General features: G+C 67.2%; 15 protein-coding genes. 3 read left to right on the forward strand and 12 right to left on the reverse strand.

The genetic code is table 11. The features are described 5' to 3' along the window. Positions 1-499, reverse strand: a 499-nt coding sequence (locus IU459_RS32975) for an AMP-binding protein (RefSeq protein WP_324199118.1), incomplete at its 3' end; no start/stop codon positions are given. Positions 500-830: 331 nt separating this feature from the next. Beyond that, complete coding sequence (locus IU459_RS32980; RefSeq protein WP_195133512.1) at positions 831-3,734, reverse strand: UPF0182 family protein; 2,904 nt, start codon at positions 3,732-3,734, stop codon at positions 831-833. 318 nt (positions 3,735-4,052) lie between these two features. Here IU459_RS32980 and IU459_RS32985 point away from each other — a divergent pair, with 318 nt between their 5' ends. After that, positions 4,053-5,999: a glycoside hydrolase family 15 protein gene (locus IU459_RS32985; protein ID WP_195133513.1), complete on the forward strand. Its 1,947-nt coding sequence runs from the start codon at positions 4,053-4,055 to the stop codon at positions 5,997-5,999. Positions 6,000-6,012: 13 nt separating this feature from the next. On the opposite strand, the gene IU459_RS32990 is transcribed toward IU459_RS32985, so the two are convergent. From IU459_RS32990 to IU459_RS40215, 6 genes are all read right to left on the reverse strand, one after another. Next, positions 6,013-7,242 (reverse strand): nucleoside transporter C-terminal domain-containing protein, encoded by a 1,230-nt coding sequence (locus IU459_RS32990; RefSeq protein WP_195133514.1) that lies wholly within the window; start codon positions 7,240-7,242, stop codon positions 6,013-6,015. Between the two features lie 80 nt (positions 7,243-7,322). Next, a complete protein-coding gene (locus IU459_RS32995) occupies positions 7,323-8,336 on the reverse strand; it encodes an ABC transporter substrate-binding protein (RefSeq protein ID WP_195133515.1) in 1,014 nt (337 codons plus the stop codon). Between the two features lie 34 nt (positions 8,337-8,370). Continuing rightward, positions 8,371-9,192, reverse strand: coding sequence for an ABC transporter ATP-binding protein (locus IU459_RS33000; RefSeq protein ID WP_440446551.1), 822 nt, complete (start codon positions 9,190-9,192; stop codon positions 8,371-8,373). A gap of 218 nt (positions 9,193-9,410) precedes the next feature. Further along, positions 9,411-10,448, reverse strand: coding sequence for a FecCD family ABC transporter permease (locus IU459_RS33005; protein WP_195133517.1), 1,038 nt, complete (start codon positions 10,446-10,448; stop codon positions 9,411-9,413). Between the two features lie 68 nt (positions 10,449-10,516). Beyond that, entirely contained in the window at positions 10,517-11,533 is a 1,017-nt protein-coding gene (locus tag IU459_RS33010) for a FecCD family ABC transporter permease (RefSeq protein ID WP_324199119.1), read from the reverse strand. Positions 11,534-11,826: 293 nt separating this feature from the next. Next, on the reverse strand, positions 11,827-12,045 hold the full coding sequence (locus IU459_RS40215) for a DUF6412 domain-containing protein (RefSeq protein ID WP_369123103.1): 219 nt from the start codon (positions 12,043-12,045) through the stop codon (positions 11,827-11,829). Between the two features lie 273 nt (positions 12,046-12,318). Here IU459_RS40215 and IU459_RS33015 point away from each other — a divergent pair, with 273 nt between their 5' ends. After that, positions 12,319-12,897 (forward strand): DUF2165 domain-containing protein, encoded by a 579-nt coding sequence (locus tag IU459_RS33015; RefSeq protein ID WP_195133518.1) that lies wholly within the window; start codon positions 12,319-12,321, stop codon positions 12,895-12,897. 71 nt (positions 12,898-12,968) lie between these two features. On the opposite strand, the gene IU459_RS33020 is transcribed toward IU459_RS33015, so the two are convergent. From IU459_RS33020 to IU459_RS33030, 3 genes are all read right to left on the reverse strand, one after another. After that, positions 12,969-14,405, reverse strand: a complete 1,437-nt coding sequence (locus IU459_RS33020; protein ID WP_195133519.1) for an ABC1 kinase family protein — start codon at positions 14,403-14,405, stop codon at positions 12,969-12,971. A 164-nt stretch (positions 14,406-14,569) separates the two neighbouring features. Continuing rightward, entirely contained in the window at positions 14,570-15,748 is a 1,179-nt protein-coding gene (locus tag IU459_RS33025) for a DUF3089 domain-containing protein (protein ID WP_195133520.1), read from the reverse strand. 349 nt (positions 15,749-16,097) lie between these two features. Then, a complete protein-coding gene (locus IU459_RS33030) occupies positions 16,098-16,766 on the reverse strand; it encodes a cyclase family protein (protein WP_195133521.1) in 669 nt (222 codons plus the stop codon). 123 nt (positions 16,767-16,889) lie between these two features. Between IU459_RS33030 and IU459_RS33035 the strand changes: the two genes are divergently transcribed. Then, the gene (locus tag IU459_RS33035; protein WP_195133522.1) at positions 16,890-17,096 is read left to right on the forward strand and encodes a hypothetical protein; all 207 of its coding nucleotides are present in this window, start codon (positions 16,890-16,892) and stop codon (positions 17,094-17,096) included. Positions 17,097-17,176: 80 nt separating this feature from the next. Here IU459_RS33035 and IU459_RS33040 read toward each other — a convergent pair whose 3' ends face one another. Further along, positions 17,177-17,497, reverse strand: a complete 321-nt coding sequence (locus tag IU459_RS33040) for a hypothetical protein (RefSeq protein ID WP_195133523.1) — start codon at positions 17,495-17,497, stop codon at positions 17,177-17,179. Between the last annotated feature and the right edge of the window lie 328 nt (positions 17,498-17,825).

Here is a 17,825-nt window from a genome sequence, read left to right on the forward strand (position 1 = left end):
TACCCGTCGACCCCGACGTATAGATCACATACGCCAAATGCTGCTCCGACAACGGACGCAGCCGATCCAGATACGACACCGAATGCGCCGCCTCCACAGCGATCTTCTCCCGATGCACCGGCACATCGAGCTCGATCCACTCGATGCCGTCACTGGGCAACCCCGAACGATGCGCGCCGAGAGTCACACCCAGCACAGCACCGGAATCCGACAGCATGTGCGCGATTCGATCCGCCGGATAGCCCGGGTCCACCGGCACATACGCGGCGCCCGTCTTCGCGACCGCCCACATCGCCAGCACCGACTCGACCGAACGCGTGATCGCCACCGCGACGAAGTCCCCCGGACCCACGCCGTACCCGATCAGGTAACGGGCCAGCCGCGACGACGCCTCGTCCAGATCCCGATAGGTCAGCTCACGCTGGTCAGCCGGATCGCCAGTCGGGTTGTATCGCAGCGCGGCGGAGTCGAACGCTGTGTCGACCGCGGCGGTGAGCAACTGCGGAAACAGGAGGCTCCGTGCTCGTGAGGGACGGGTACGACGTGCGGAACGACGTGACGGGGTCATACGGCGGCAAGTTCACTCTCTGATCGATCATGGTTCGCCCTGGCTATGGAGCCAGAAGCGCTGCTTCAAATGCGTGAACCCATGACCCGAGCGTGCTGTCGGAATATAGCGAACGACGATCGCGTCCGCCCACCGAACCTGGGAAAGGTCGCCTGGTTTACCCGTTTCGGCGGGCGATGAACAGTTTTTGTGACCAACGACATCCCGCGGGTCCCAGGCCGCACAGGTCGAACACTGCGCCCGCCGACGGGTGACGCAAGCGTCATCGACCGGAGCGTTCCAGGTCTTTCAACTGCTGTTGGAGGCGGTCCAAGGCCGCGCGGATGGCATCGATCTGCGCGTTGAGTTCGGCGATCTTAGCCTGATCCGCAGCCGACGGGGACTGCGCCGGCGGAAGCGCTGCCGGTGGTGGTGACGGGGGTTGCTGGCCCGGTGGCGGCGGGGCGGAGGGGCCCGTGCCGGGCGCGGTGGCGAGCTGGCCGGTGCCGGGACCGAACACTTGATCGAGCGCCTCGGCGAGGGTGGGGGCGTACCCCACGCGGACGCCGCCGGTGCCGGGTTCGCGGTAGCTGACGAGTACTCGCGCCAGCTGTGGGAAGGTCGATCCGTTCGGTGCGGTCGAGATCCGCTCGGTGAACAGAGGCTCGACGTAGAGCACACCGCCGTCGGCGATCGGCAGGGTGAGCAGGTTGCCGTACTGGATCCGGTTCGAACGCTCGAGCAGGGTCCGCTCGGACGCCACTCTGGTGTCGGAGATCATCGAGTTCTGGATCTGCTGCGGACCCTGGGTGAGGGTGTCGGTGGGCAGCTGCAGGACGCTGATCTTGCCGTAATTGTCCGGATCGGAGTGCGCGGAGACGTAGGCGGACAGAAATTCCCTGTTGTATCCGACCATCGCGCTGGCCAGCCGGAATGACGGCTGGGCGGTGGACTGGTCGCCGAGCAGGACGTAGAACGGCGGCTGGTGCGGGTTGGTTTCGACAGTCGGATCACTGGGCACGGACCAGAACGCGTTCGTAGTGAAGAACTCTCGCGGTTCGTCCACGTGGTATCTGGCGAGCATCTCGCGCTGGACGGTGAACAGGTCCTCCGGGTAGCGGAAGTGGGCCCGCAGTTCCGCGCTGATCGACTCCTCGGGTTCGACCGTGCCCGGGAAGATCTCCATCCATGCCGCCAGAACCGGGTCCTGTCTGTCGACCTGGTAGAGGGTGACCGTGCCGTCATAGGCGTCGACGGTGGCCTTGATCGAATTCCGCACGTAGGAGATCTGCCGAGCCAGTTGGGCATCGCTGTCCGGCTCCGGGGCCCCGAGCGAGCTGCGCTTGGCATACGGATAGCCGTCGATAGTCGTGTATGCGTCGACGATCCACACGATCCGGCCACCGACGACCGCCGGGTAGGGATTGTGGTCGGTCGTCAGCCACGGCGCGACGAGTTCGACGCGATGGCGCGGGTCCCGATTGAAGATGATCTTCGATTCGGGACCGATGGCCTTCGAGAAAATGATGTTGCGCTCGGTGTAGGTCACGGCGAAGGCGAGGCGGTTGACCCAGTTCCCGATCGGGACGCCGCCGGCGCCGTCGTAGGTGTACTTGGTGGTGTCGGTGTCGTACTCGCGGGGTTCGGTGCCGCCGCCGACGATCGCATAGTCGGGGCTGGCGTGGGCGATCACTTCGCCGTAATAGACGCGAGGCTGATCCACCGGGATCATTTGCTGCCCGGATGCCTGCGAGGCGATGTCGCTCACCGTGTAGATCGGGTATCCGCTGTTGCTGCTGGCGGCATCGCCCGCGGCGTCGCGGACCGCCGCGTTGACGCGGTTGGCCGGCGCGGCGACGAACCCGTTTCCATGGGTGTAGACGGTGTGCCGATTGACCCAGTGGCGCTGGTTGCCGCTCAGCGCGCTGGGAGTCAGCTCGCGGGCCGCGACCACGTAGTCGCGCTGTTCTGCGCCGATGCGGTAACGATCCAGGTCCAGATGCGCCGGGAAGCTGTAGAAGTTCTTCAGCTGTTGCTGCTGGGTGAACGTTCGCGAGAGCGCGTTCGGATCGAGCAGTCGGGCGTTGGCGATCGTGGTCACGTCCGCCGGCACCTCGGACGGACGCTTGGTGCCGACTCCGGAGTAGGCCTGGTATTCGACGCGGTCGTGGCCGATCCCGTACGCCTGGCGGGTAGCCGCGATGTTGCGTTCGATATAGGCGCGTTCCATGTCCGCCGCGTTCGGGCGGACCGAGAACTGCTCGACGGCCAGCGGCCAGACGGCCCCTACCAGGATCGACGACAACAGCAGTAGCGCGGCCGCCATCGCGGGAATGCGCAGGTCCCGGACGACGACGGCGGCGAAGACCGCCGCGGCGCAGATGACCGCGATCGCGAAGAGAATGAGCCTGGCCGGAAGCACCGCGTTGATGTCGGTGTAGCCGGCGCCGGCGAAGGTGGGTTCCTTGCGGCGGCTCGACAGCAGCGAGTAGCGATCGAGCCAGTAGGCGGCTGCCTTCACGGCGATGAACGTGCCCGCCAGCACCGCGAGTTGCACCCGCGCCGCATGGGTCAGGCCGGGCGCGCTTCCGGACAGCCGCAGCCCCCCGAACAGGTAGTGCGTCGCGAGGCTGGCCAGGAACGCCAGGATCGCGGCGGCGAACAGCCAGTTCACGACAAGCCGGTAGAAAGGCAGATCGAAGACGAAGAATCCGATGTCGTGTCCGAATTCGGGATCCGATACTCCGAAGGCGCCGCCATGCAGAAACAATTGGACAGTCATCCAGCTGGACTGTCCGATGAGGCCGCAGATGAGGCCCAGCGACGCTGCGATGCCCAACCCGAACCGCACCGGCCACCGGATCACCATCGACCGATACGGCCGGAGGCCGTCTTCTTCCCCGGCATCGGGTAGGAAGAGGGGCCGGAACCTGAACGCGAGCCACATCGCCGCGAACAGCACGCCCCCCATGAACAACGCGACCACGATGAACAGCGACACCCGCGTGAACAGCACCGTGGCCCAGACACCACGGAATCCGACTTCACCGAACCACAGCCAGCTGACATAGGCACCGATCAGCCGGGGAACAATCAGCAGCGACACGACGAACACCGTGGCGGCGACCACCAGCACCCGAGTGCTGCGATGCAACCGCCGCAGGCCGGGGCCGTCGCGTGCGCTCATCTCCCACTCCTGTGGCTGCGCCGAGCCGAACGGAGTACGGCCGACGTGACCACTCAGCCCCGATACTACCGAGCGAGCCCCGAGGCCGGGGCCGACCGTGCGTCTGCTTCCGCGCACCCGTGACTGGTTTCCTCCTCATCGGGTCGTAGCGCACGGCGGGGGTTGCCGATTCGACCGGCAAGGTGGTGGGCTTTTGGAAACGCCATAGCATTCGGGTCCCCGATCCAGCTCGCAGTCTGCTCGACAGACGGCGGTTCACCAGGAGATCGCGTGGAATAACCAGCCATAGTCAGCGCCGAGATGACGATGGAGCAGCCCATGGACGACGAGATCGAACGCACACCGCGGCTCACGGCGTTCCCGCCTATCGATGACTACGGTTTCATCTCCGACTGCGAGGTCACCGCCCTCATCGCTCCCAGCGGAGCCATCGAGTGGATGTGTCTGCCCCGTATGGACGCCCCCAGCATCTTCGCCGCCGTCCTCGATCGTTCCGCCGGGTCCTTCCGGTTCGCCCCGGCCGACTTCATGGTGCCGACCGATCGCCGCTACGTCCCGGGCACCATGGTCATGGAGACGACCTGGCGCAGCGGGGAAGGGTGGGCGACGGTGCGCGACGCGCTGCTCGTCGGGCCGTGGCGGCACCAGACACCCGGCCGGAGCGCCCATCGCCGGACGCCCACCGACTACGACGCCGAGCACATTCTGCTGCGGACCGTGCACTGTGAGACCGGGCAGATCCAATTCGGCATGGACTGCCATCCGTCCTTCGACTACGGCAGGCATCGCGCTCAGTGGGAATACGTCGACAGCTACCACCTCGCACAGGCCAGCGCAGACGGGACCGATCTTCGGCTGACGTTGAGCACCGACATGCGTCTGGGGCTGGAAGGGACGCATGCGGTCGCCCGCACCCTGCTGAAGGCGGGCGACACACGCTTCTGCGCGCTCTCGTGGGGCAGTCGCGAGGCCCCGATCGCCGTTGACGAGGCCGATGAACGGCTGGTGCAGACGATCCACCACTGGCGGCACTGGCTGGCCGGCGGCCGGTTTCCGGACCATCCGTGGACAACCCAGCTCACCCGCAGCGCACTGACCCTCAAGGGCCTGACTTTCGCCCCCACCGGCGCGATAAGCGCGGCAGCGACCACGTCACTGCCCGAAACCCCGGGCGGACAACGCAATTGGGACTATCGCTATTCGTGGGTCCGCGACTCCGCGTTCGCGCTGTGGGGCCTGTACACGCTGGGCTTCACCTGGGAGGCCAACGACTTCTTCTCCTACATCCTCAGCCTGACCGAAGAAGCCAGGGACATGCAGATCGTGTACGGCATCGGCGGCGAAACCGACCTCACCGAGCAGACCCTTCCCCACCTGCGCGGCTACGACAATGCCGGTCCCGTGCGCGTCGGCAACGACGCATACCGGCAACGTCAGCACGATGTGTGGGGCACGGTACTGGATTCGGTCTACCTCTATGGCCGCCACCAAGATCAAATCGACGCGCGGGCCTGGCCGCTGCTGGGCCGGGCGGTCAAAAGCGCCCTCACCTACTGGCGAGAGCCCGACCACGGCATCTGGGAAGTGCGCGGGAAGCCGCAGCACTTCACCTCCAGCAAGGTGATGTGCTGGGTCGCCGCCGATCGCGGCGCCCGGCTGGCCCGCATCCACCAAGACTTCGACCGCGCGCGTCGCTGGCAGCAGGCCGCCGACGAAATCCACGCCGACATCTGCACGCACGCCGTCGACTCCCGGCAGGTGTTCACCCAGTACTACGGCGGCACGGCGCTGGATGCCTCGGCCCTGCTCATCCCGCTGGTTCGCTTCCTTCCTCCCGACGACGAGCGGGTACGCAACACGGTCTTGGCCATCGCCGACGAACTGACCGAAGACGGACTCGTCCTGCGGTACCGCGTCGAGGAGACCGACGACGGATGCGCCGGGGAAGAAGGCGCTTTCACGATCTGCTCGTTCTGGTTGGTCTCGGCGCTGTCGGAGATCGGGGAAAAGAAGCGAGCCAAACAGCTGTGCGAGAGACTGCTCGGCTACGCCAGCCCCCTCGGCCTCTACGCGGAGGAGATCGACCCGCGCACCGGCAGGCACTGGGGCAACTACCCCCAGGCGTTCACCCACCTCGCCCTGATCAACGCCGTGATGCACGTCATCCAGGACGAGCAAGCCGTACTGCGGGAGGCACTCGGCGGTGAATCGATCGCCCCGCGACTGGGCGATGCGCCGTTCACCGTGGGATACATCCACCACTGACCCTGGCTTGGGCCTAACTCAGGAGGCCGACGATGGTGGCGGACAGCAGGCTGACCAGCGTGGCGCCATAGAGCAGGCGGAGTCCGTTGCGGGCGATGACGGTGCCCTGCTTCTCGCTCAGACTTCGGACCGCGCCTGTGACGATGGCGATGGTGGCGAAGTTCGCGAACGACACCAGATAGGTGGACACGATCGCGACGGTGCGGTCGGACAGTCCATCGTGTTGCCTGCTCAGTTCCTGCATGGCGACGACCTCGTTGGACACCAGTTTGGTGCCCATGAACCGGCCCGCGTCCGCCGCTTCGTGCCACGGGACGCCGGTCAGCCAGGCCAGCGGCGCGAAGACGTGCCCCATCACATCTTGGAACGTGGTGCCGTGGAAGAGGGCGGCGAAGAGTCCGTTGATCATGGCCAGCAGGGCGATGAATCCGATCAGCATGGCCGCGACGGTGAAGGCGACCTTGAACCCGACCAGGATGTACTCGGTAAGCATCTCGAAGAACGATTGCGGTTTGCGGCTGTCGACGATTTCCTCGCCGAGCAGCTCGGCATCGTCGGCGGCGGTGACCGGGTAGGGATTGATCAGCGAACACACCACGAACGCGCCGACCATGTTGAGCATGATCCCCGCGATCACGTACTTCGGGTCGATGAGCTGCATGTAGGCGCCGAGGACGGACGCGGAGACCGTCGACATCGCCGATGCGGCCAGGGTGTACATCCGCTGCGGCGGGATGTCGTCCAGCATCGCGCGCAACGAGATGAACACCTCGGACTGACCGAGGATGGCAGAGGCGACCGCGTTGAACGATTCGATCTTGCCGAAGCCGCTCACCCACGACAGCAGCAGGCCGAGGTATGTGATGATCAGCGGCAGCACCCGCAGGTGCTGCAGGATGCCGATCAGGGCGGAGACGAACACGATCGGCATCAGGACCGCGAACAGGAACGCCGGTCCGCTGGCGCCAGTTGTGGGCAGGTCGCCGAACACGAACGCCGTGCCCTGGGCGGCATAGCCGAGTAAGTGGTCGAAAGTTTCGCTGACCGCGCGAACTACGGTGCGCCCGATCCCGGTTTTGAGCAGCAGGAAACCGAGCGCAATCTGCACGGCCAGCAGGATCGCGATCCGCGGCAGCCTGCCGCCCGCGGCGCGCCGGTCGGTACTGGGCAACCACGCCAGCAGCAGGAAGAACGCCAGCCCGGCGACACCGATCAGATAATGCACGCGCACCTCGAAAGCCATGCCGTGCAACCGCTTTGGCTAGCACCTCTCATGTCGGTCCATAGTGGCGTGTACCCACAGTTGAGAAGCCGGGGTGATGCCTACCGTGATGGTCGCGTGCCGGTCGCCTCGGCTACGTCGGCGAGCATCCGGTCGGCGGCCTGGACGCCGATGCCCGACATCCAGGTCTCGTCGGGGACCTCGATGACCTTCCCGCTCTTCACCGCGGGCAGATCGCGCCAGACCGGGCTGGTGGTGACGGCGTTCTTCTGGGTCTTGCCCGGATCGTCGATGGTGGCGACGAAGATGAGATCCGCGTCGGCCTGGTCGATCTGCTCCGGGCTGACCTCTTTCATGATCTTCTTCGGATCGTTCGAGATCTGGGAGGCCGGGCGCGGCAACCCGATATCGGCGAGCACCACGCCGCTGAAGGAGTTGCTCTGATACAGCCGGGTCGGTCCGGCGAGGAAGCGGACCACCGACACGGTGGGCAGCCTGCCATTGTGCCCGGCCTTGATGTCGGCGCCGAGCGCACGAGCGCGGTCCTCGTACTGTCTCAGCGCGTCGGCGGCTTGCGTCTCCAGGCCGAGCGCCGTGCCGTGCAATGCGAGATTGGCCTTCCACGGGCCGCCGACGGTTTCGGTGAACACGGTGGGCGCTATGCCGGAGAGCTTGTCGTAGATCTTTTCGTGCCGGATCTTCGACGACAGGATCAGATCCGGTTTCAGGGAGGCGATGCGTTCCAGATTCGGCTCTTGCATCGGTCCGACATCGATCACTCCGTCGACTTTGCCGGCCAGGTAATCCGGAAATCCGCCCCGGGTTTTCGTGTGCGGCACCACTGCCCCGAGCGGCTTGACACCGAGCAGGGTCACCGAGTCGAGCTCGGCCGTGTCGAGCACCACCACACGCTGCGGTACCCGGGGGATCGTCACCTGCCCCATGACAGTGTCGACAGTGCGCGGGAAACTCGCCGGGTCGGCGGCCGGCATCACCGAATCCATTGTGGTGGAGCTTGTTCCGCACCCGGTCAGTCCGGACATGCCGATCGCGGCCGCGAACAGCGCAACTGTGACGCGACCTGCTCGGCGCAGGCGGCATCGCCGGATGGTCATGATGATCCTCGTCTCTCAGCGGTAGAAGCGGCCGTCACTCCGACGGGGTGAGGGCGTGGTCATTGTGATGTCTGTGCCGCGCGGCACGGCTTTTGGGCACGACCAGCGGGGTGCCGGTCTCGGGGTCGGGAATCACTCGGCAGTCGACGCCGAATACCGTTCGGACCAGCTCGGCGTCCAGCACCTCGGCGGGCGCACCCGCGGCGGCGAGCCGGCCGTCGTGTAGTACGACGAGGTGGTCGGCGTAGCGGGCGGCCTGACCGAGGTCGTGCAACACCATGACGACGGTGCGGCCTGCCGCAGTGTGCAGTTCGGCGACCAGATCCAGCACGTCGAGCTGATGACGCAGATCCAGAAAGGTGGTCGGCTCGTCCAGCAGCAGCAGGTCGGTCTCCTGCGCCAGCGCCAACGCGATCCAGGCCCGCTGCCGCTGCCCACCCGAAAGCCGGTCGACCGGCTCGTCACGCAACACATCGGTTCCGGTGCGCCGCAGAGCATTCTCCACCGCCGCCTGATCCGCCGCCGACCACGGGCTCAACATGCGCTGATGCGGATAACGGCCCAGCCGCACCAGCGCTTCCACCGTGATCGCCTCCGGAGTGATCGGCTGCTGCGGCAGCAGACCCAGCCGCAACGCCAGAGCCCGCGCCGACATCCGATGGATATCCGCACCGTCCAAGGTGACCGTTCCCCCCGACGGACGCAGCAACCGCGAAAGCCCGCGTAACAGCGTCGATTTGCCGCAAGCGTTCGGTCCGACGATCGCGGTGACCGCACCGCCGGGCAACACCAGATCCAGCCCGCCGATCACGCCACGATCCCCGTAGCGCAGCACCAGATCGTGGGTGGCCAGCACATTGCCACCCGCACCCACACGCCCGCCCGCACTCGTGGCCACGCCCACGCCCGTGCACACGCCCGCGCCCACAGCCACGGCCGCCACCGCGGTCGGCTGACGCTCGCCCTGGTCCAGACCGGCACCCGTCGCGCCGGTGTTTCCCTCGCTCATGCAGTCCTCCGATAGCTGCCGCCTCGACCTCTCCGGAGTCCTCGCTCCAGACAGATTTCCGTCGCTCATCCGGTCCTCCGATGGGCCGGGCTGCCCTCACGCAGCAGCAGAATCAACAGCCACGGCGCGCCGACCGTGGCGGTGACCACACCGACCGGCACCGCGACCGGCAGCAGATGCTGCGCGACCAGATCACAGCCCACCAGCAGCGTCGCACCCAACAGCCCAGTGACAGCCAGGGTGGCGGCCGTCGGCGGACCCGCGACCATGCGCACCAGCTGCGGCACCGCCAACGCCACGAACGCGATCGGCCCGCTCAGCGCCGCGGCGAGCGCGGCCAACACGACGGTCGTCACCAACAACCGCAGCCGCGCCGACGACACCGCGACACCGAGCGTGCCCGCCGACTCCTCACCCAGATCCAGCACCGCCAACGTCCGGTACTGCACCAACAACGCCACCAGCACCACAACCGACGCGACCGCCGCACCCTGCACCTCGATCCACGTCCGGCCATACAGCGAGCCCGCCGTCCACTGCATCGCCGACCCCGCAAGCTCTTTCGGGAAACGCACCACGATCAGATTCACCGCCGCCGCCAGCCCGGCCTGCACAGCGAGCCCCACCAGCACCAAACGGTTCACCGGCAGCCCGGCCCGGCCGAGCACACCCAGCAGCACCGCCGCGAACACCCCACCCGCGAGCGCACCGAACGGAATCAGCGTCTGCGCGGCACCAGCCGCGAGCACGACGACCGCACCCAGCGAAGCCCCACCCGTCACGCCCATGACGTCCGGCGAGGCCAACGGATTGCGGAACAGCCTTTGCAGCACCGCTCCGGCCACGGCCAGCCCGGCCCCGGCGATCAGCCCGGCGACCACTCGCGGCGCCCGGAACTGCTGGACGATGTAGACGTCCCCGGCGTCACCGAATCCGAGTGCGGCGCCCAACGCCGTCGCCGCCGGCATGTCCACCTCCCCCGAGGACAGCGCGACCACCAGCAGGATCACCGCTACCCCACCACACCCGGCGCCGACCGACACGACACGGCGGCGGCGCGCAACGACGACCGACCGAGGCGCAGCGGTGACCGATCGAATCATGCTGCCAGGCAAAAGCTTCCGCGAACCGAGCCGATCCGACTCATCCTGGCCTACCGAGACCCCGTTGCTCATCGACGCTCCGTCCGACGAGCCAGCACGGCCAGCAGCGCTGCGCCGAGGAATGCCGTGACGATCCCGGCCTCCACCTCCGACGGCCGCGCGATGAGCCGGCCCACGATATCGGCCGACAGCAGCAACAGCGGACCGGCGAGCAGGCATCCCGGAATCACCAGCCGGTGGTCACCACCCACCAGCAACCGCACTAGATGCGGTGCGGCCAACCCGATGAACGCGATCGGCCCAGCGATCGCGACCGCCGAACCGGCCAGTAGCACGACCGCCGCCATTCCCGCGAATCGAATCCGCGCCACCGGCACACCGAGTGCCTGCGCCGAATCATCACCCAGCGCGAGGGTGTTCAGCGCCGGACCGATCGCGAGGCCCAGGACCACGCCGATGGCCAACGTCGGCAGCATCGGCGCCAGCACGTCGAGATCTCGTCCCGCGATCGAACCGGCCAGCCAGAACCTGGCCTCGTCCAGTGTTCGCTCGCTGAACAGCAGCACCGCCGACGTCCACGACACCAGAACCAGTTGCAGCACGGTGCCACCGAGGACGAGACGCACCGGATCCAGGTCACCGGCCCGCCGCCCCAGCGCCAGGCTGAACATCGCGGCGGCGGCCGCACCCGCGAAGGCGAATCCCACGTACTGCACCGGATGTGACAGGCGCAAGGCGTAGATCGCCGTGACGACGGCGAGTCCGGCGCCGGCATTGATGCCGAGGGTGGTCGGCGCGGCCAGCGGGTTGCGGGTAATACCCTGCACAACCGCGCCGGCAAGTCCGAGCGCGGCGCCGACCGCCAGCCCGATGAGCGTCCGCGGCACCCGCAGACCGGTGATCACCAGGGCGTCGCGGCCGTGTCCCGCGCCGAGCAAAGCCTCGACGACCGTGGGAATGGGCACCGACCGTGCCCCCAAGGCAAGACTGAGCACGACACACAACAGCAACGCCGCAAACCCGATGAACAGCGCCGGTACTTGGCGCCACATCGGGGTGCTACGGGTCGTATCAGTCGAGGTCACGAGAGGGGAGCTTAAGTTAGCCAGACCTAAATCTGTCAAACCGGACGAGCTTCCCAACCCAGGTCAGCCACGCCCTGTCACTTGGTTCTCCCGCGCCGCTTCTTACCTCCTGCCGGCTTCTTGGAATTGACCGGGCGGGCTCCCGGACTCGCAGCTGTGGCAGCGCGACGATCGACCGCCGAGGTTGTGGGAAGGACCTTTTCGCGGTGCGATTGGGGCGACGCCGGTCGTCGGAAGGACCGCGCCGGAACGGAACATGGGCAAGAACCGAAGCCCGCGCAGCCCGTCAGGCGTTACACGGCGGCCGGAACCCGTCCGGGTGCTCGTGGATGAGGACGTCCAGGGGTGTCAGGGGCGCTCTGTCGGCGGAAAGCGCCACGAAGACGCTGTTCATCGCGTTGGGGCCCGGCGCCGACTGCCCGGGTGGACACAGCGGCGAGCGGGCACAATGCCCGGTGACGGCCAGCAGGAAACCAACGCGACTGCCGCACCGACGACCGCGGTAGGGCCATCGGCCAACAGCGACACCGCGACGACAAGGGCCGCCAGCACGGCCACCCAGTCCAGCTGAACGAGACTCAGCTTCCTGGACAAACGCGACCAGACCCATGCCACGAGACGAAGCATACCGAGCCATTGGCGCGTCGCCGGCGGGCGCGACAGCCATAGGCTCCTGGCAAGCCAGCGGTAATCTTCACTGCGGCAACGGCGTTCATATCGGGCGCACCGGTGGCGTGCCGCCTACGAGGCCGGACATCGATGCCAGTCGACATGAGGTAGGGCATATGAGGAACAGCGGTACAAGGGTTCTCGACATAGTCGGTAGTCGGTGGATGGCGGTGGCGACGCTCGCCGCGATCACCGGGTTCTACTATCTGTTCGTCGCGGTCACCAACTGCGTGGACACCGACACCAACCGAAACGGTGTCGCCGCTGTGCTGTCGATGAGGTCGACGATCCACAATGCAGGCACGGACTGGCGGGCGATCACGAACGGCAATGTCGCGCTTGTCGCCTACATCCTGATCGTGATCTGGGAGTTCCTGATCGCTTTCGTGCTGCTGGCCGCCACGGCGGTGTGGGTCCGGGTGCTGACCGGGCGGCCGCGCCGGCTTCGAGCCGGCCTCGGCGTGGCGGTCAAACTGTCGAGCCTGGGCTGGACCATGGTGGTGGTGCTGTTCGCGGGCGGATTCCTCACCGTCGCCGGTGAGTGGTTCCGCATGTGGGCCAACAAGGAGGTGAACGCGTCATCGGCTGCGCTGCAGAACTTCTTGATCGCGGCCGTCGGCCTGATCCTCGTACACCTGCCGGAATCGGTCGCCCCGCAGGCCGCGCCCCCGTCATCGGAACTGTCCAAGCGCTAGCACGGCAGCTTTCGCGCGGCCGACCGGATCGGTCCCCTTCCCGCCTACGACATGCCCGCACCCGCGTGAGTTCAGTCGGGCAGTTCGATGCCGCGCTCCTCGGCCTTCGCCGCGACTTCGTCGGGAAAGACATTGCGCAGCAGGTAGAGATCACGACCCAGCTGCCAGCCGGGGGCCAGTGCGACCGCGTACCGCTCGAAGTAGCCCAGCTGCTTGCCCATCAGGATGAGCTGTTCGGGTCCGGCGACGCCACGCCGCTTGCCGAAATCCAGCAGCGCCGAGGTGATCATCTTGAGGTCCAGCCGCGCGAGCTCACCGGACAGGATCGGTCCGAGCACGATGGCGAGCTGCCTGCCGATCGCGGTGTTGTCGGTGCTCTGCTCGGCGAAGAGATCCAGTTCGCGCAGCGCGGTCGCTACCGGGGTGAAGTCTCCGTCGAAGGCGCTGGCGTAGAACATCGCCCGGACCATCGCTCGCCACGGCGGCGACATCGTGCCGACGATGCCGAAATCCAGCATCGCCAGTTTGCCGTCCTGGAGCAGCCACAGATTCCCCGCGTGCACGTCGCCGTGGAACAGGCCGTGGACGATGACGCCTTCCAGCCACACTTTCACCAGCCGCCGGATCAGCAGCTCCGGATCGGCGTGCGCACCGACGACGTCGAACTGGTCGAGCGGCACGCCACGCAGACGCTGCATGCCGATGGTGCGCGGCCCGCACAACTCCCAATACACCTCGGGGACAACGACTTCGGTATTGTCGCCGAACGCGCCGAGGTTGGCGCGGACGCGGCTCTGATTGTCCGCCTCGATCAGGAAGTTCAATTCCGCCACGGTGACTTCGTAGAGGTCGTCCACCACGCCGACGGCGTTGGCGATCCGCGCGTGCTCGGATCGCCGTTCGAGCAGCTTCGCGAGCACCAGCGCCGCACGCAGATCGACGATCATCCGGCGTGCGATCCCCGGGCGCTGCACCTTCACCACGGCCTCGCGTCCGTCGGCGAGCACACAGGCGTGCACCTGTGCGACCGAAGCCGCCGACAGCGGCACGTCGTCGAACTCCGCGAACATCTCGTGGATCGGGCGGCCGAGGTCTTCCTCGACGATCCGCCTCGCCGCGGCGGCCGGGAACGGCGGCACATCGTCGAGACAGCGCAGACAGGCGTCGGACAGCTCACGAGGAAACGCGCCGGAAGACGACGCGATCAACTGTCCGAGTTTGACGAACATCGGCCCGAGACGTTCGAAAGCGTCGACGACGCCGTCTGCCAGCACTTCCCGCCGTGTTCGCCGACCGGCACGCCCGCGCATCCCGGGCACCGACCGAGCAGCCTCCACGATAACCCGGCGAGTGAGGGCGACACCGAATACCAGCGCGATGGTGAGCATCCGAAGCGCCTCGGGTACACCGAAGGCGTCGAGCCGGGGCCGGTCGACGGCCAACGCCTCGGCAGGCGGACGCTGCTCGGTGCGCGCCGCGGCAGTGACAGACAGTGGGTCGGCACTCATGCATTCACCTCACTGAAGCCCGGTCCCGGCACGACCCTCGTGCCGGTTGTGTCGATTCGCCCCTTCATGCCCTCGTCTCCACCAGATGAGCGAAGCACACACGGATCCGGGTACGCCACATTTCATAATCGGGCACGCCGGAGGATTCCTCCGGCGGCCGCCGCTCAGCGGTGCGCCGAGTGGTAGGCGCCGATCTGGGACGTCACGATGCGGACCAGGTCGCCCAGCGCGATCTCCACGTCGGTCAGATGCAGACCCCACGTCGCGTCCGGGACGGCGTACAGCTCCGGGCTGCCCGGTTCCGGAGTCGCCATCAACGCCGTCGCGTCGGAGCTGCGCACGCACTGGAGCCGGTACCGTTCCGCGGGGATCAGCCACGGGGTCGGCGCGACGACGGCGGATGGCCCGTGGCGCAGCGCCAGCTCGACGCCGAGTGGACTGGGCACCGGGCTGACGCGCAGGACCGTTGCGGCGGTGCGGGATTCATTGCGGTCCAGCGACGCCGGGTTGGTGCACGCGATCTCGTAGTCCGGGCCGTACGGCCGCGGCAGTGGCTCCGGGGTCATCGGGTTGCGGCCGAATCGGCTGGCCGCAGCAGGGGTTGCGCCGAAGGTCTGCCAGGCGAGCACACACCGCGTCTGCCGCTCGCTGCGACACAGCGGCAGATACTGGAAGTCGCCGCCGACGTCACCGTCCTTCGGCACCACCACATTGCCGCCGAGCAGGATCGCCGACAGGATCCGGTCTCGCACCGCCTGCCGCGGTTCGATCTCCTCCCGGATCAGTTGGCGCAGCATGCGCGCACCCTGTGAGTGCCCGATCAGCACGACCGGCCTGCCGCTCTCGCGCTCGGCGAGGAACTGCCGCCACGCCCGCAGCACGTCCTCGTATGCGATCCGGGCCATCTCGGCGCGCTGCTCGGGGGTGTAGGACCTCTCCGTCGCCAACGCGATGATGGTCCGCTGCCGATACACCGGCGCGTACACCTGACACACCTGGGAGAACCGGGCCGCCTGTTGCTCGGCGACCGCCCGCACCTCCCGCGTCACGGTGGTGTCGGAGTTGGGCGTCGGCTCCAACGACACCGTCGGATACACATAGAAGCAGTCCACCCCCGAATCCCCTGCGGGAGCGGGTTCCTCGCGCACGTCGGGCTGTCCCGCCCTCCGCACCGTCGTCGCCGAGCTCCCCCGGCACGGATCATCTGCCCGATCCGGCCTGCACAACCAGACCACACCGCCGTCACCGCTCGGGTCCGCCACCGCGTTCACCGACGACCCCGCCAACAGCCCGACTCCGCATACCGCGGCCGCAGCCGCTCGCCACCACCGACTGTCCCGCATCGCATACCTCACTGCTTCCGCGCCCGACCATCAGCGTCTACCGCGCCACCGCGAACGCTCGGTCGGACGCCTTCGACGGCGTCAGCCCAGCGAAATCCGGCTGCCCACATGGGCCGGCCAAATCCCATGGCTTTCGGAAAGATACAGCAATATCGGCCATCCGTGTCCCGGCCGGATCGCCACCGGCCGTCCGCCGACCAGAGCAACAGGCGCGCCACCGACGATCCGCACCGAGCACAGCCATTGCACCCCTCGGTGACCGAGGCCGTCCCGAGAGCCCGGATGCCCCGGCCCCGACTGTCGGCTTACCTGTGCGCGGCAGGCCGCGCCCGGCGCGGATCGGGCCTGCTCAGCTACCGAGGCCGTGATCGGTCCAGGCGACCGCGCGCAGCGGGAACGAGCCCATCCCGCGCATCGGCGCCGGCAGTGCGACCAGCCTGGCACCGGTGTCGGGGACCGCGGCCAGGTTCGTCATCTGCTCGATGATCGGGATTCCCGCGCCGAGCAGCGCGTGGTGGCACGGGCGCGTCGGCAGGGACGTGTCGTCGATGTCGAGCGAGTCGATTCCCACCACCGCCACATTGGCGGCGACCAGCGCATCCGCGACCTCGCCGACCAGGAATGGATGCCCAGGGCCCCAGTATGCGGGCGAACCCCACTGCGCCGACCATCCGGTGTGCACGAGCACCGCCCTGCCCCATAGCCGCGCCGGGTCGCCGAGCACATCCGGCCCGACCACGCGAGTCCCCGGCACACGGATCATCACGATCGGCACGTTGAACAGCCGTTCCAGCGGCAGCTCGGCGATGTCGGCGCCGTCGGCGTGGAAATGGGAGGGCGCGTCGATGTAGGTCCCGGTGTTGCCGACCATATCCACGCGTGCGATGTCGTAGCTCATGTCGATCAGCGACGACTGCTCACGCGGGAACTCTGTGGTGACCCGCGGTCCAGGCAGGCCCGGATAGGTCAGCATGCCATCCGAGATCGGGTGCGACAGCTCGACCATCGCCTTGCTCATGCTAGGCACCGTACCGGGCGATCCCGCTGCGCCGGACGCGGATTGGAGAGTGCTGGTGGAGGTCGGTTCCACGCCGAGTGCACCCCGGTCCGAAAAAGAGCAGACTAGGACCAGGAGGTCATCATGCGACTGCTAAAGGGCCTGCTCAACGTGGTGGTGGGACTCCTCACGGCCGTGCTCGGAACGGTGCTGGGAATCCTGGCGGCGGTGCTATGGCTCGTCGGTGCGCTGCTGTGCGTGACAATCATCCTGCTGCCGCTGGGCATCCCCGTGGTGAAGCTCGCCCGTCGTCTATTCACCCTGTCCAGGCAGCTGATGCGTCTTCCCTGACGGACCACCCGGGCATCCTGGCCGGGCCCTCGTGATCATCCGGCACTCGGGTCCGGCGGCCGAGTCGACCGGCTACGCGGTCATGCCCACGCCTGCCGCCTGACCGCCAGCGGCTGCGGCGGGATGAGTTTCTCCCAGAATTCGCGGCGGACCGCGTCCCACAGCCTCGCCAGTTCCGGATGGAGTTCTCGCGCTCGCACGAGGTCCGGGTAGTTGCCGGGGCTGAAGGACACTACTGGCGAAGCGTCGTGTTTGTTGTGCACGGCGACGATCGCGATCAGATGGTGCTGAAGCAAGCCCCACGTCACGCGAAGTCCGTCGACTTCCGTGCGGCGTACGTCATCCATCGTCGACCCCCCGTAGTCGTAGGCGTACCCCGAGCCTTCGGGGACCGCTGTCAACCGGCTGCAGTCGGCTGTGCACCGCCATCTCGGCTGCCGACTCGGCACCGCCACGGACGCACCACCGACGGTGCTCGCTAGGCCTGGTCGAGTTCTCGTACATCGGAAATTTCCTGCTTCGATCGTGACGATGACGCCTCACGGTGCCCGCTCGGGCAAATCACACCCTAGAACATAAGACATTAGATTTCATAGTTCAATGCATCTTCGGCAAGAATTCCGTAAGCCCCCGGCGCACCCCCGACCGTCACCACCTCTGACCAGCTTGTTGCCGCCTACCCGGCCGCACTGTGATTGCGAATGCAACCAGATCCAGAGTGGCCGGTGA

It is taken from the genome of Nocardia amamiensis (assembly GCF_015477605.1).
In the GTDB taxonomy this organism is placed as follows: domain Bacteria; phylum Actinomycetota; class Actinomycetes; order Mycobacteriales; family Mycobacteriaceae; genus Nocardia; species Nocardia amamiensis_A.

Excerpts from the sequence above, each read along its gene's own strand:
- IU459_RS33030 (WP_195133521.1), bottom strand. The coding sequence starts at position 16,766 with ATGAGCAAGGCGATGGTCGAGCTGTCGCACCCGATCTCGGATGGCATG.
- IU459_RS33025 (WP_195133520.1), bottom strand. The coding sequence starts at position 15,748 with ATGCGGGACAGTCGGTGGTGGCGAGCGGCTGCGGCCGCGGTATGCGGA.
- IU459_RS33020 (WP_195133519.1), bottom strand. The coding sequence starts at position 14,405 with ATGAGTGCCGACCCACTGTCTGTCACTGCCGCGGCGCGCACCGAGCAG.
- IU459_RS40215 (WP_369123103.1), bottom strand. The coding sequence starts at position 12,045 with ATGGCCCTACCGCGGTCGTCGGTGCGGCAGTCGCGTTGGTTTCCTGCT.
- IU459_RS32995 (WP_195133515.1), bottom strand. The coding sequence starts at position 8,336 with ATGACCATCCGGCGATGCCGCCTGCGCCGAGCAGGTCGCGTCACAGTT.
- IU459_RS32985 (WP_195133513.1), top strand. The coding sequence starts at position 4,053 with ATGGACGACGAGATCGAACGCACACCGCGGCTCACGGCGTTCCCGCCT.
- IU459_RS33035 (WP_195133522.1), top strand. The coding sequence starts at position 16,890 with ATGCGACTGCTAAAGGGCCTGCTCAACGTGGTGGTGGGACTCCTCACG.
- IU459_RS32980 (WP_195133512.1), bottom strand. The coding sequence starts at position 3,734 with ATGAGCGCACGCGACGGCCCCGGCCTGCGGCGGTTGCATCGCAGCACT.
- IU459_RS33015 (WP_195133518.1), top strand. The coding sequence starts at position 12,319 with ATGAGGAACAGCGGTACAAGGGTTCTCGACATAGTCGGTAGTCGGTGG.
- IU459_RS33005 (WP_195133517.1), bottom strand. The coding sequence starts at position 10,448 with ATGATTCGATCGGTCACCGCTGCGCCTCGGTCGGTCGTCGTTGCGCGC.
- IU459_RS32990 (WP_195133514.1), bottom strand. The coding sequence starts at position 7,242 with ATGGCTTTCGAGGTGCGCGTGCATTATCTGATCGGTGTCGCCGGGCTG.